The organism is Oceanicella sp. SM1341 (assembly GCF_003448965.1).
GTDB lineage: Bacteria > Pseudomonadota > Alphaproteobacteria > Rhodobacterales > Rhodobacteraceae > Paroceanicella.
On record NZ_QRGC01000006.1, the window covers coordinates 82,205 to 94,806 of the forward strand.

At 65.8% G+C, this 12,602-nt stretch carries 14 protein-coding genes; 6 read left to right on the top strand and 8 right to left on the bottom strand.

Translation table 11 applies throughout. The features are described from left to right. Positions 1-5: 5 nt before the first annotated feature. From D3P35_RS07960 to hemJ, 6 genes are all read right to left on the bottom strand, one after another. On the bottom strand, positions 6-830 hold the full coding sequence (locus tag D3P35_RS07960) for an AAA family ATPase (RefSeq protein WP_198670511.1): 825 nt from the start codon (positions 828-830) through the stop codon (positions 6-8). Beyond that, positions 826-1,458 (bottom strand): 16S rRNA (guanine(527)-N(7))-methyltransferase RsmG, encoded by a 633-nt coding sequence (rsmG, locus tag D3P35_RS07965; protein WP_118134182.1) that lies wholly within the window; start codon positions 1,456-1,458, stop codon positions 826-828. Before rsmG ends, D3P35_RS07960 begins: the two co-directional genes overlap by 5 nt. Continuing rightward, positions 1,455-3,332 carry a tRNA uridine-5-carboxymethylaminomethyl(34) synthesis enzyme MnmG gene (mnmG, locus tag D3P35_RS07970; protein ID WP_118134183.1) on the bottom strand — a complete coding sequence of 626 codons (1,878 nt, stop codon included), beginning with the start codon at positions 3,330-3,332 and terminating at the stop codon, positions 1,455-1,457. The genes rsmG and mnmG overlap by 4 nt, the downstream gene beginning before the upstream one ends. A 3-nt stretch (positions 3,333-3,335) precedes the next feature. Further along, positions 3,336-4,628, bottom strand: coding sequence for a tRNA uridine-5-carboxymethylaminomethyl(34) synthesis GTPase MnmE (gene mnmE, locus D3P35_RS07975; RefSeq protein WP_118134184.1), 1,293 nt, complete (start codon positions 4,626-4,628; stop codon positions 3,336-3,338). Between the two features lie 72 nt (positions 4,629-4,700). Continuing rightward, on the bottom strand, positions 4,701-5,984 hold the full coding sequence (gene rho, locus D3P35_RS07980; RefSeq protein WP_118134185.1) for a transcription termination factor Rho: 1,284 nt from the start codon (positions 5,982-5,984) through the stop codon (positions 4,701-4,703). Positions 5,985-6,102: 118 nt separating this feature from the next. Next, positions 6,103-6,561, bottom strand: a complete 459-nt coding sequence (gene hemJ, locus D3P35_RS07985) for a protoporphyrinogen oxidase HemJ (RefSeq protein ID WP_118134186.1) — start codon at positions 6,559-6,561, stop codon at positions 6,103-6,105. 429 nt (positions 6,562-6,990) lie between these two features. Here hemJ and D3P35_RS07990 point away from each other — a divergent pair, with 429 nt between their 5' ends. From D3P35_RS07990 to dnaQ, 5 genes are read left to right on the top strand one after another with little or no spacing between them, the layout of a single operon-like run. Beyond that, positions 6,991-7,824 (top strand): pyruvate, water dikinase regulatory protein, encoded by an 834-nt coding sequence (locus D3P35_RS07990; RefSeq protein ID WP_157982066.1) that lies wholly within the window; start codon positions 6,991-6,993, stop codon positions 7,822-7,824. Beyond that, positions 7,821-8,417 (top strand): nucleoside triphosphate pyrophosphatase, encoded by a 597-nt coding sequence (locus D3P35_RS07995; RefSeq protein ID WP_118134188.1) that lies wholly within the window; start codon positions 7,821-7,823, stop codon positions 8,415-8,417. Before D3P35_RS07990 ends, D3P35_RS07995 begins: the two co-directional genes overlap by 4 nt. Beyond that, on the top strand, positions 8,414-9,253 hold the full coding sequence (locus tag D3P35_RS08000; RefSeq protein WP_118134189.1) for a shikimate dehydrogenase: 840 nt from the start codon (positions 8,414-8,416) through the stop codon (positions 9,251-9,253). The genes D3P35_RS07995 and D3P35_RS08000 overlap by 4 nt, the downstream gene beginning before the upstream one ends. A gap of 10 nt (positions 9,254-9,263) precedes the next feature. Next, entirely contained in the window at positions 9,264-9,860 is a 597-nt protein-coding gene (coaE, locus tag D3P35_RS08005; RefSeq protein WP_118134190.1) for a dephospho-CoA kinase, read from the top strand. Then, complete coding sequence (gene dnaQ / locus D3P35_RS08010) at positions 9,853-10,554, top strand: DNA polymerase III subunit epsilon (RefSeq protein WP_118134191.1); 702 nt, start codon at positions 9,853-9,855, stop codon at positions 10,552-10,554. The genes coaE and dnaQ overlap by 8 nt, the downstream gene beginning before the upstream one ends. A gap of 1 nt (position 10,555) precedes the next feature. Here dnaQ and secB read toward each other — a convergent pair whose 3' ends face one another. Both secB and D3P35_RS08020 read right to left on the bottom strand, forming a co-directional pair. Continuing rightward, positions 10,556-11,035 (bottom strand): protein-export chaperone SecB, encoded by a 480-nt coding sequence (gene secB / locus D3P35_RS08015; protein WP_118134192.1) that lies wholly within the window; start codon positions 11,033-11,035, stop codon positions 10,556-10,558. 204 nt (positions 11,036-11,239) lie between these two features. Beyond that, positions 11,240-11,764 (bottom strand): FxsA family protein, encoded by a 525-nt coding sequence (locus D3P35_RS08020; protein ID WP_118134193.1) that lies wholly within the window; start codon positions 11,762-11,764, stop codon positions 11,240-11,242. A 140-nt stretch (positions 11,765-11,904) separates the two neighbouring features. Between D3P35_RS08020 and D3P35_RS08025 the strand changes: the two genes are divergently transcribed. Beyond that, positions 11,905-12,573, top strand: a complete 669-nt coding sequence (locus tag D3P35_RS08025) for a Tim44/TimA family putative adaptor protein (protein ID WP_118134194.1) — start codon at positions 11,905-11,907, stop codon at positions 12,571-12,573. Positions 12,574-12,602: the final 29 nt, after the last annotated feature.

Sequence of the window (12,602 nt, forward strand, 5' to 3'; positions counted from 1 at the left end):
ATATCTTAAGCTCCAGCGCGGAGGGCATCATGCTCCCGCGTGAGCAGCTCGGCGGCCAATTTCTGATAGGCGATACTGCCGGCGCAGGTGTGGTCGTAGATCAGCGCCGGAATGGCGTGAGAGGGCGCCTCCGACAGGCGCACGTTCCGCGGGATGACCGTATCGTAGATCATGTCCTGCAGGTTTTCCCGCACATCTGCCTCGACCTGGGCGGAGAGATTGTTGCGCCGGTCGTACATCGTGAGAACCACCCCCTGAACGCGCAACTCCGGGTTCTGCGCCTGGCGGATCTCGCGAATGGTGACAAGCAGCTGGCTCAGCCCCTCCAGCGCGAAGAACTCGCACTGCAGCGGCACGAGCACCGAATCCGCCGCCACCATGGCGTTCACCGTAAGCAGGTTGAGCGAGGGCGGGCAGTCGATCAGCACGTAGTCATAGCTCTCGAGCATGCGCCGGTCGTCCGCGCCGCGCAGCGCCTCGCGCAGGCGGCGCGTGCGGTTGGAATCGCGGTACAATTCAACATCGATCGAGCTCAGGTCGGTGGTCGCCGGCGCTATATCGAGATTGGGAATACCGGTAGGCGTGCGCACATCGGCCAGCCCCGCCTCCCCCATCAGCAGATCGAAGGTGTTCATGTCACGCTTCTCGCCCGTGATGCCCAGACCGGTCGAAGCATTGCCCTGCGGATCGAGATCGACCAGCAGCACCTTGCGCCCCACGGCCGCCAACGCCGTCCCCAGATTGATGGTGGTGGTGGTTTTCCCCACGCCTCCCTTCTGGTTGGCAATCGCGATGATCTGGCCGCGGTCGGACCGGTCAGAAGACTCAATGGACACGGTGAACCTCCGAAATGGATAGGATCCGAGCGGCCGGGTCGGTCAGACTCTCGATCTGCTCGACCTCAATATGCCAATCAGCTGCGGCCGAGGTCAATTCCGATTCGACCCTTTCCCCCTTCAGAAAGAGACATTTTCCTCCCGGAGCGAGGTGAGGTGCGGCATATGCGAGCAGGAGCGGCAACGCCGCCAGCGCCCGGGCGGAAACGACATCATGCGGTGCAGGGGGCAGCGCCTCGATACGCATGTTCCGGACATTCACCGAAACGCCGACCTGCCTCGCGACTTCCTGCAGGAACACGCATTTGCGGATGTCGCTTTCCACCATCGTAACCCGCAATCCGGAATTCAGCTCTCGGGCCATGATCGCAACGACCAGGCCGGGCAGGCCCCCGCCGGATCCAAGATCCAGCCAACTTGTCGCCCCTTGCGGCGCATGGGCGAAAACTTGCGCCGAGTCGAGGAAGTGCCGCTCCCAGACGGTAGCAAGCGTGGATCTCGCAACCAGATTGATGCTCGGTGACCACTTCTGGAGCAGAGTCTCGTAGGTCGTCAGCGCGTCCAGTGTTTCACGTGAAACATTGAACCGGGCCGCGAAGCTGTCGCGCAGGGCAGTGGTCATGCCGATCGACGTCCTTCCAGATGCCGGATACGCGCCAGAAGCAAGGTCAGAGCCGCGGGCGTCATACCTTCGATCCGCGCAGCCTGACCCAGTGTCTCGGGCCGAATCGTAGAAAGCTTCACCTTCTGCTCTGTCGTGAGGCCGACGACCTCCGAATAGTCGAGCGCCTCGGGCAATTGCAACGCCTCATCCCTCTGCATACGCGCCACATCACGCTCCTGCCGCGCAACATATTGTGCATAAAGCGCGTCCCGACCCAACTGGATGCGAATCTCCGGCGCGATGCCGTTGAGCTCCGGCCAGATGGCAGCAAGGCTTGCCATGTCGACATCAGGGAAGGTCAGGAGCTCCAGGGCAGTTCTGGTGGGCCCATCCGTATTCACGGGCAGTCCTGCAGCCGCAGCGTCACGCGCCTTGATCCGCAGACCGCCGAGCGTGGCCTTCCCGGTCGCGAGCTGGTCCGACTTATCAGAAAACGCGCGAGCCCGCGCGGGCGAGACACATCCCAGTGCAATCCCCAGTGGGGTGAGGCGCTGATCCGCATTGTCCGCGCGCAGCGACAGCCTGAACTCGGCGCGCGAAGTAAACATCCTGTATGGTTCACTCACCCCGCGAGTGATGAGATCGTCGATCATCACCCCGATATAGCTCCCGGTGCGCTCAAACCGGGCCGGCTCGCGCCCGAGAGCCTCGGCTGCGGCGTTCAATCCGGCCACGAGGCCCTGGGCAGCGGCCTCTTCATAGCCGGTGGTGCCATTGATCTGGCCAGCAAGATAGAGGCCTGGCTGAACTCGGGTTTCGAGCGTGGCGCGCAGAGCGCGGGGGTCGACATAGTCGTATTCGATCGCATAGCCCGGCTGAAGGATCTGAGCCCGCTCCAGCCCGCGGATCGAGCGCACGTATCTCTCCTGCACGTCCGCCGGAAGCGAAGTCGAGATCCCGTTCGGGTAGACCGTGTTGTCGTCAAGTCCTTCAGGTTCAAGGAAAATCTGGTGCGATTCCTTGTCGGCAAACCTCACGATCTTGTCTTCGATGGAGGGGCAATAGCGCGGCCCGACTCCCCGGATATGCCCACCGTACATCGCTGAACGGTCGAGGTTCTCGCGGATGATCTCGTGGGTACGTTCGTTGGTATGGGTGATACCGCAGGCAATCTGCCGCGCGCTTGGCGCGGTCGACAGGAAGGAGAACAGGACGGGTTCCTCGTCTGCCTCCTGCATCTCGAGCACAGACCAGTCGATGCTGCGCGAGTCGAGTCGGGGAGGGGTGCCGGTCTTGAGGCGGCCGAGCGGCAACTCCATGGCTTCGATCCGCTGCGCCAGTGCCACTGACGACGCATCCCCCCAACGCCCGCCCTCGCGCCGGACGTCACCGATGTGAATCACCCCGCGCAGGAAGGTTCCGGCCGTGAGAATCGCGGATCGGCAGGGGATGACGCTGCCGTCGGCCAGGACCACGCCGGAAACCCGGCCCTCACTCACTCGAATATCAGCAACTTCGGCCTCGAGCACGCTGAGCCCGCACTGTTCCGTGGTCACACGCTGCATCGCCTTGCGGTAGAGCGCTCGGTCTGCCTGGGTGCGAGGCCCCTGAACTGCCGGACCCTTGCGACGGTTGAGCAAGCGGAACTGAATGCCCGCCTCATCCGCAATGCGCCCCATAACCCCGTCCAGGGCATCGATCTCGCGCACCAGATGACCCTTGCCGAGCCCGCCAATGGCCGGATTGCACGACATTTCGCCAATGCGCGCGGCATTCTGGGTTACCAGCAGGGTAGGCACCCCCATGCGCGCGGAAGCGTGGGCGGCCTCCGTGCCGGCGTGGCCGCCACCGATGACGACGACGTCGAAGTGGTCATGTTTCACGTGAAACATTTCTCATTTCCCAAGGCAGAAGTTCGCGAAGATATCGTCGAGCACATGCTCAATATCTACCTTTCCGACCAGAAGGTCCACCGCGTGTGTGGCTGCGCGGATCTCCTCCGCCGCAAGATCATCGCTGCCCGCCTCTACATGAGAACGAGCGGTAAGCAGGCCTGTGACAGCGGCCTCAAGCGCCAGCCTGTGCCGCTGCCGGATGAGCGTGGAGGCGGAAGCGTAGCGGCCGGAGAGATCCGCGGCGAGCAGGTCCAGAAGCTGCGGAACGCCGGCGCCAGTTCTGGCCGAGATCGCATTGGCCGCCTCGGTGTCCAGAAGATCGGATTTCGTCGCGAGCACGATATCTCCGGGAGCGCGCAATGCTTCCAGGTCGCCGAGACTGTCCCCCGGGGCTACCAGGAACAGTCGCAGGTCGGCGTCCAGGGCGCGCTGGCGTGCGCGCTCGACCCCGATGGCCTCCACCTCGTCGGTGGTCTGCCTTACGCCGGCCATGTCGAGCAACGTCACGGGCAGCCCCTTGAGGTCCATGCGGACCTCGATAACGTCGCGGGTCGTTCCGGCGACGGCGGAGGTAATCGCAGCCTCGCGACCGGCAAGCAAGTTGAGAAGCGTGGACTTTCCCGCATTCGGTCGCCCGACAAGCGCGATCTCGAAGCCCTCGCGTATCCGCTCGGCCATCATGGCGCCGTCAAGCTGGGCTTTCATGCCGGAGATCGTTTCAAGGAGCAGCGCCGAAACCTCCGGAGTCACCTGTTCCGGCACATCCTCATCGGCGAAATCGATGGTTGCTTCGAGAAGGGCGCGCGCTCGGATCAGCTTGCTGCGCCACTCGCCGGAGAGGGTGGAGAGTTCTCCGCGCATCACTCTCATGGCCTGCCGGCGTTGGGCTTCTGTCTCGGAGGCGATCAGGTCGCCGAGCCCCTCGACCTGCGCGAGATCGAGCCGGCCATTGGACAGTGCGCGCCGCGTGAACTCTCCCGGGTCGGCCAGTCGGGCCTCCGGCTGCCGGGTAAGCCAGGCCGTGACAGCATCGACCACCGCCATCGCGCCATGCAGGTGAAGTTCGACGACAGGTTCGCCGGTGAAGCTGGCCTCGGCTTCGAAGGCGAGCACGAGAGCCTCATCGATGATTTCGCCCTCGTCATCGCGAAGCTGTCGCAGGCCGGCGTGGCGCGGCGCGGGCAGGGGGGTGAGACGCGCGGCAACGGGCCAAGCGTCCGGCCCGGATATCCGCATGACCGCGATGCCGGCCTTGCCCCGGGCACTGGCGAGGGCGAATATCGTCTCTGTCATATCAACCTTCTGATATGAAACGGAAAAGCCCGAAACCTCGGTTCCGGGCTCTCCGCGTGACTGTCGGCCTGATCAGGCGTTCATCGAGTCGAAGAACTCTCCGTTGGTCTTCGTCTGCTTCAGCTTGCCCAACAGGAACTCGACGGCATCCGTGGTGCCCATCGGGTTGAGGATGCGGCGCAGCACGAACATCTTCGTGAGGTCGGCCTTCTGAACCAGCAGCTCTTCCTTGCGGGTGCCGGACTTGAGGATGTCGATCGCCGGGAACACGCGCTTGTCGGCCACCTTGCGGTCGAGCACGAGCTCGGAGTTGCCGGTGCCCTTGAACTCTTCGAAGATGACTTCGTCCATACGGGAACCCGTATCGATCAGCGCAGTGGCGATGATGGTGAGCGAGCCGCCTTCCTCGATGTTGCGCGCGGCGCCGAAGAAGCGCTTCGGGCGCTGCAGGGCGTTCGCGTCGACACCGCCTGTCAGCACCTTGCCGGAGGAGGGTACCACGGTGTTGTAGGCGCGCCCGAGGCGGGTGATCGAGTCGAGCAGGATGACTACGTCGCGGCCGTGCTCCACGAGGCGCTTGGCCTTCTCGATGACCATCTCGCTCACGGCGACGTGTCGCGTGGCGGGCTCGTCGAAGGTGGAGGAGACCACCTCGCCGTTCACCGAGCGCTGCATGTCGGTCACCTCTTCGGGGCGCTCGTCGATGAGCAGCACGATGAGATAGCACTCGGGGTGGTTGCGCTCGATGGAATGGGCGATGTTCTGCAGCAGCACCGTCTTTCCGGTGCGGGGAGGCGCGACGATGAGGGCGCGCTGGCCCTTGCCGAGGGGCGCCACCAGGTCGATCACGCGCGCGGAGCGGTCACGGATCGTGGGATCCTCGATCTCCATCTTCAGGCGCTCGTCGGGGTAGAGCGGCGTGAGGTTGTCGAAATGGACCTTGTGGCGGGCCTTGTCGGGCTCCTCGAAGTTGATCTTCGAGACCTTCACGATGGCGAAATAGCGTTCGCCTTCCTTCGGGGCCCGGATCACGCCTTCGACCGTATCGCCGGTGCGCAGGGAGAATTTGCGGATCTGGTTCGGGCTCACGTAGATGTCGTCGGGGCCCGGGAGGTAGTTCGCCTCGGGCGAGCGCAGGAAGCCGAAGCCGTCCTGGAGCACCTCGAGCACCCCGTCGCCGGAGATTTCCACGTCCCGGTCCGCCATCTCCTTGAGAATGGCGAACATCATCTCCTGTTTGCGCATCGATGAGGCGTTTTCGAGCTCGAGCTCCTCTGCCATCTGCAGCAGGTCGGCCGGGCTCTTAGCCTTGAGATCCGCGAGCGAGATCTCGTTGATGTCTTGGAGAGTATCCATTCTGAATCCGGTACAATGGGACTTTTGGGCATGGGGGGAGGCGCCACCGGCCCGCGGCCAGTCAGCTTGAGGTGGCGACTAGATAGGTAAAAACGAGACGCTTGTCAAACAAATCGGCTCAGAATGGGCGTAAGACCACCAGCAGCACGATTCCGATCATCAGCAGGGTCGGGGCTTCGTTCCATATCCGGTAAAATCGCCCGTTGCGGGTGTTCGCGTCACGCGCGAACTGCTTGCGCCAGCGGCCGAGCGCATGGTGGTAGGCGGTCATCAGCACCACGAGCAGCAGTTTCATGTGAAACCAGCCGTCGGAGGCCCAGTCGACGATCCCCGGGGTGAAGGCGAGCAGCGCTCCGAACACCCAGGTGGCGATCATCGCAGGGTTCATGATCAGCCTCAGGAGCTTCCTCTCCATCTCCTGGAAGGTGGAGGACATGTCCGAGCCCGGAGGGGCCTTCTCGGCGTGATACACGAAGAGTCTGGGCAGGTAGAAGATGCCCGCCATCCAGGTGATCAGCGAGATGATGTGGAACGCCTTCGTCCAGGGGTACAGGGCGGTGAGGATGTCGGCGATCATGGCGTGTCTCCGGTTTGCGGGGCCCTCCTATCAAAGAGAAAGACTCTTTTAAAAGGTTGGTGTTGTTGTAGGGCGCTGAATCATGGGGATTAACGCATTCATAAAGCCGTCCACACAGTTATCCACATTGCCCACAGGCGTTTTCGGGGCATTTCGCCGTCTCGTGTGGTTACCCTAACCGTTTGCAAAAATAGGCGAAAATGCGATTCGCAAGCCTCGGTGTGCCGCGGGCAGGCAGAGCAGGGCCGAATAATTTTCAACATCGGTCGATTTTAACCATTAACAGCTGGAAGACTCCCCCGCTTTCCACGGGCAAACGCTTCCTCGCAAAAATCACACACATTGCTCCTCGATTCCCCAACCGGGTTACCCACCCCTTTTTCCACAGGCGCGTTCGTGCACTATGGCGGCAGCATGCAGGAAGACCCGATGGAAGAAGAGCCGATCACGCTTCACATCCACCTCGTCTCGGATTCCACGGGAGAGACGGTCTCGGCGGTTCTGGAGGCGGCCTCGAGCATGTTTCCGGTTCTGGAGCCGCAGACCCATCTGCACCCGTTCGTGCGCACGCGCGCTGCCCTCGACGAGGTGATCGCCGCGCTGGAGGCGGAGCCGGGCCCGGTGTTCTGTTCCATCGCCGACACCTCGGTGAGCTCCGAGCTGTCCGAGCGGGCCGCGCGGCTGCAACTCGAGGTGGTGGACGTGCTCGCGCCGGTCGTCTCGGCGCTGAGCCGGGTCGGCGGATCACGCCGGGTGGAGCGGCCCGGGAGCCAGTATCGCGTGGATGCGGGGTATCTCGAGCGGGTGGCCGCGCTGGATTACGCGATCAGCCATGATGACGGGCTGAGCCCGGATTACCTGCTGCAGGCGGACGTGATTCTCGTCGGGGTGAGTCGGACCTCCAAGACCCCCACCTGCATCTACCTCGCCTACCAGGGCATCCGGGCGGCGAACGTGCCGCTGGTGCATGGCGAGGCGCCGCCCGAGGGGCTGTTCGAGGCGCAGCGCGCCGGGCTGCCGGTGATCGGGCTCACCGCCTCGCCGCAGCGCCTGGCGCAGATCCGCCGGCACCGGCTCTCCAATATGGAGATCATCGGGGAAAACCCCTATGCAGACATTCATCACATTCGCGACGAGGTGACCGATGCACGCCTGTTCTTCGAGAAACACGGTATCCCGATGATCGATGTCACCCGCCGCTCGATCGAGGAAACCGCGGCCGCCGTGCGCGTGCTGCTGCGCAGGAGCAGGGTGCCGAGTTGAGCCAGGTCATTCTTGCCTCCCGTTCGGCGGCGCGCGTGCAGATGCTGCGCGATGCCGGTGTCTCTTTCGAGGCGGTGGGTGCCGCCGTGGACGAGGACGCGATGAAGGCCGCGTTGCGGGCGGAAGACCTGCGGCCGCGTGACATCGCCGATGCCCTGGCCGAGGCGAAGGCGCTGAAGATCTCCCGCCGCCACCCGGAGGCGCTGGTGATCGGCGCCGACCAGGTGCTGGAGCTCGACGGCGAGATGTTCGACAAGCCCGGCACGGTGGCCCAGGCACGCGCGCATCTGCTGGCGCTGCGCGGCAAGGCACACCTGCTGCATTCCGCCGCGGTGATCGCGCGCGGGGGGGCGCCGCTGTGGCGGCATGTCGGGCGCGCGCGCCTCACCGTGCGGCCGTTTTCCGACGCGTTTCTCGACGATTACCTCGACCTCGAGGGCGAGGCGGTGCTCGGCTGTGTCGGGGCCTACCGGCTGGAAGGCCCGGGCGTGCAACTCTTTTCCAGGGTGGAGGGCGACCATTTCACCGTGCTCGGCCTGCCCCTGTTCGAAACACTGGACTATCTCAGGACAACGGGAGCGCTTCTTTCATGACGCATGAGACCCCCGCCCTCGCTGCCGTGATCGGCTGGCCGGTCGGTCACACGAAATCGCCGATGCTGCATGGCTACTGGCTGCGGAAATACGGGATTCGCGGGCACTACATTCCCATCGCCCTGCGGCCGGAGAACTTCGAATCCGGCATCCGCGCGCTGCCCAAGCTGGGCTTCGGCGGGGCGAACATCACCATCCCCTACAAGGAGACGGTGCTGCACATGGCAAGCTCGGTGAGCGACCGCGCGGCGCTGATCGGGGCGGCGAACACCATCTCCTTCCGCCCCGACGGCTCGATCCACGCCGACAACACCGATGGCTACGGCTTCATCGAGAACCTGCGCCAGACCGTGCCGGACTGGGAGCCCCGCTCCGGCCCCGCGCTGGTGGTGGGCGCGGGCGGTGCGGCGAAGGCGGTGATGAGTGCGCTGCTCTCGGCCGGGGTGCCGGAGCTGCGGGTGGCCAACCGCACCCGGGCCCGGGCGCAGAACCTCGCCGACACCTACGGCGCCAAGGTGGTGGTGGTGGACTGGTATCACCTGAGCGAGGCGGTGGCCGGCGCGAAGACCATCGTGAACACCACCTCGCTGGGCATGGTGGGCCAGCCGGCGCTCAACATCAGCCTGAACGCCGCCCCGTCGGACGCGCTGGTGACCGATATCGTCTACGTGCCGCTCATCACCCCGCTGCTGGAGCAGGCCCAGGCGCGCGGGCTGCGCACGGTCGACGGGCTGGGAATGCTGCTGCACCAGGCGGTGCCCGGCTTCCAGCACTGGTTCGGCATCCGCCCCGAGGTGGACGAGGAGCTGCGCCAGTACATGCAGAGCCTCGCCTGAGGCGGCCGCGATGAAGATCCTCGGGCTCACCGGCTCCATCGGCATGGGCAAGTCGACCACGGCGGGGTTTTTCCGCGCCGCCGGCGTGCCGGTGTGGGATGCGGATGAGGCGGTGCACCGGGTCTATGCCCCCGGTGGGGCCGCGGTGGCGGCGGTGACCGCGCTGGTGCCGGCGGCGCTGAAGGACGGCGGGGTGGACCGCGGCGCGCTGCGCGAGGCGATCCTGGCCGACAAGGGCCTGCTGGCGCGCATCGAGGCGGCGGTGCACCCGGTGGTGGGGCGGGACCGGGCTGAGTTTCTCGCGCGCAGCCGCGCGGCGGGCGTGCCGCTGGTGGTGTGCGACATTCCGCTGCTCTACGAGAGCGGCGATGTCTCCTGGCTCGACGCGGTGCTTGTGGTCACCGCGCCGGCCGAGGTACAGCGGGCCCGGGTGATGGAGCGGCCGGGGATGACCGAGGCGGCCTTCGCCGCCATCCTCGCCCGGCAGGTGCCCGACGCCGAGAAGCGCGCGCGGGCGGATTACATCATCGACACCTCGCAGGGGCTGGCGGCGGCAGAGGCCGCGGTGCGCCGGGTGATCGACAGCATGGGAGACGGCGATGCGTGAGATCGTGCTCGATACCGAGACCACCGGCTTCAACCCGTTCGAGGGCGACCGGCTGGTGGAAATCGGCGCGGTGGAACTGCTAAACCACCTGCCCACCGGCAACGTGTATCACCAGTACATCAACCCCGAGCGCGACATGCCGGCGGATGCCTTCGCGGTGCACGGGCTGTCGGAGGAATTCCTCTCCGACAAGCCGGTGTTCGCCGCGGTGGCCGATGCCTTCCTCGAGTTCGTGGGCGACGCGAAACTGGTGATCCACAACGCCAGCTTCGACATGCGCTTCCTCAACGCCGAGCTGGGCTGGGCGAAGCGCCCGGCGCTTCCCAACGATCGGGCGGTGGACACGCTGGAGATAGCGCGGCGGCGCTTTCCCGGCGCGCAGAACTCGCTCGACGCGCTGTGCCGGCGCTTCGGCATCGACAATTCCGCCCGCACGCTGCACGGCGCGCTGCTCGACAGCGAGATCCTGGCGGAAGTGTACCTGGAGCTGATCGGCGGGCGGCAGCCCGACCTGGTGCTCGCGCCCGCGGGGGCCGTGGCCCGCTCCGGCGGCGGCGAGAGCGTCGCGGGGGCCGACTGGCGGCCCCCCGCCCGGCCGCAGCCCCTGCCGCCCCGGATCACCGCGGCGGAGGAGGCGGCCCATGCGGAGTTCGTCGCCGGTCTCGGCGGAACCCCGCTCTGGCAGAAGGCCTGACTCAGGAGAGCGTGGTCGGCGCCTCGCTCTGGGCGGCGGCGCGGCGGCGCTCCACCTCCTGGCGGTACAGGTTCACGAAGTCGATGTTGTCGACGTTCAGAGGCGGGTAGCCGCCGTCACGCGTGACGTCGCCGATGATGCGGCGCACGTAGGGGAAGATCATCCGCGGGCACTCGATGAGCAGGAACGGGTGAAGCTGGGCCTCCGGCACGTTCTGCACCACGAAGCGGCCGGCGTATTCCATCTCCAGCACGAAGATCTTGTTGCCCTCCGCGGTGGCGTCGATGTTCACCTTCATCTTGACCTCGTAGAGGTCGTCGCCGAGCTTCCCGGCGTCGAGCCCGACATTCACGGTGATCTCGGGCTTGGCCTCGCTGGCGTTGAGGCTCTTCTGGGCGGCGACATTCTCGAAGGAGAGGTCGCGGATAAACTGCGAAACAACCTGCAGGCGCGGCTGCACTGGGGTGTCGTTCTCGGCCATTATGCCCTCCGGCAACATGCGTTCAAATTTCGTGTGGGGGTGGTAACACGCATTCCCCGGCCAAACAATCGGCCGGCCGGGAAAGCCGTGCACCCGCATGAGGCGAGGGTTAGCGCAGTGTCCCTCACGCCCGGTTAATCGCGGGAGGGGAGCATGCACGGCTGATCGCGCGCGGCCGGGTGCGCGCGATCGGTCACCGCGCGGTCATTCGCGCTCGGGCGGCAGGCGCGGGTCGTCGCGGCCGGGTCGGGGCTCGTCGGTGTCCTGCACCTCGTACTCGCCGTCGATCACGTCACCGCCCGGGCCGCGCCGCCAGCCGGGGCCGGCGGGCCCGCCGGGGCCGAAGCCGCCGCCGGTGGTGTAGGTGGTGGTGTGCACCCGCCGGGCCAGCGCCGGGCCGAGCTTGCGCAGCAGGCCCGTGCGCACCGCCGGGATCATCAGCAGGATGCCCAGCGTGTCGGTGAAGAAGCCGGGCGTGAGCAGCAGCATGCCGGCAACGAGCACCAGCGCGCCGTGGGCCATGGGGCTGGCCGGGTTCTCGCCGGTGGCGAGGGCGTTCTGGATCTGCATCATCGCCCGCACCCCCTCCGACCGCATGAGCGTGGAGCCGATCACCGCCGTGACGAGCACGATCAGGATCGTCGGCCACAGACCGATGGCCCCGCCCACGGTGACGAAGAGCGAGATTTCGATGACGGGGACGGCGATGAAGAGCAGAAAAAACCACATGCGAGGACGCGGACCTCCCTTTCCGATGGCTCGAGTTTCGCGGGCTGGGCAATGGACTCGCGGCCAGCCCCACCTTACATATGGTTCTGACCGGACCATTGCCATGCGGCAGGGTCACAGGCCGACAAGGTAAGGGATCCATGAACTCGGAGATCATACAGGTTCTCGTTCTCGCGGCAATCGCGCTGTTCCTCGTGCTGAGGCTGCGCAGCGTGCTCGGAACACGCAGCGGATTCGAGAAGCCCGATGGTGCCCCGACCCCGGGGCAGATGCGCCCCGCGCCAAAGAAAGCAGCGCCTTACGAGGTGGTTGAGGGGGGTGACGCCGACATCGCCGCCCATGCCGAGCCGGGCAGCGCCACGGCGAAGGCGCTGATGGCGATGAAGGACGTGGAGCCGAATTTCAACGTGTCCGAGTTCATGGGCGGCGCGCGCCAGGCCTACGAGATGATCGTGACCGGCTTCGAGAAGGGTGACCTTTCCGGGCTCGAGCGACTGCTCTCGCCCGAGGTGCGCGGCGGCTTCGAGGAGGTCATCGCCCAGCGGAAGGCCGCCGGGCTGACCGTGGAAGCCAACTTCGTGGGCGTGCGCTCGGCGCGGCTCGTTGCCGCAGAGTTCGACCCGAAGACCTCCGTGGCGGAGCTCACGCTCGAGCTGGTGGGCGAGCTTTTCGTGGTGGTGCGCAACGAGGCCGGCGAGGTGGTGGAGGGCGACCCCAACCACCCGCACCAGCAGACCGACATGTTCACCTTCGAGCGCCGGCTCGGCCAGTCTGACCCGAACTGGGTGCTCGTCGCCACGGGCGAATGAGGCGGCGCGGGCGCTCTCTCCTCGCGGCC

Coding starts and splice junctions, on each gene's coding strand:
- rsmG (WP_118134182.1), bottom strand. CDS start 1,458: ATGACCACTGCCCTGCGCGACAGCTTCGCGGCCCGGTTCAATGTTTCA.
- mnmG (WP_118134183.1), bottom strand. CDS start 3,332: ATGTTTCACGTGAAACATGACCACTTCGACGTCGTCGTCATCGGTGGC.
- mnmE (WP_118134184.1), bottom strand. CDS start 4,628: ATGACAGAGACGATATTCGCCCTCGCCAGTGCCCGGGGCAAGGCCGGC.
- rho (WP_118134185.1), bottom strand. CDS start 5,984: ATGGATACTCTCCAAGACATCAACGAGATCTCGCTCGCGGATCTCAAG.
- hemJ (WP_118134186.1), bottom strand. CDS start 6,561: ATGATCGCCGACATCCTCACCGCCCTGTACCCCTGGACGAAGGCGTTC.
- D3P35_RS07990 (WP_157982066.1), top strand. CDS start 6,991: ATGGAAGAAGAGCCGATCACGCTTCACATCCACCTCGTCTCGGATTCC.
- D3P35_RS08000 (WP_118134189.1), top strand. CDS start 8,414: ATGACGCATGAGACCCCCGCCCTCGCTGCCGTGATCGGCTGGCCGGTC.
- coaE (WP_118134190.1), top strand. CDS start 9,264: ATGAAGATCCTCGGGCTCACCGGCTCCATCGGCATGGGCAAGTCGACC.
- dnaQ (WP_118134191.1), top strand. CDS start 9,853: ATGCGTGAGATCGTGCTCGATACCGAGACCACCGGCTTCAACCCGTTC.
- secB (WP_118134192.1), bottom strand. CDS start 11,035: ATGGCCGAGAACGACACCCCAGTGCAGCCGCGCCTGCAGGTTGTTTCG.
- D3P35_RS08020 (WP_118134193.1), bottom strand. CDS start 11,764: ATGTGGTTTTTTCTGCTCTTCATCGCCGTCCCCGTCATCGAAATCTCG.
- D3P35_RS08025 (WP_118134194.1), top strand. CDS start 11,905: ATGAACTCGGAGATCATACAGGTTCTCGTTCTCGCGGCAATCGCGCTG.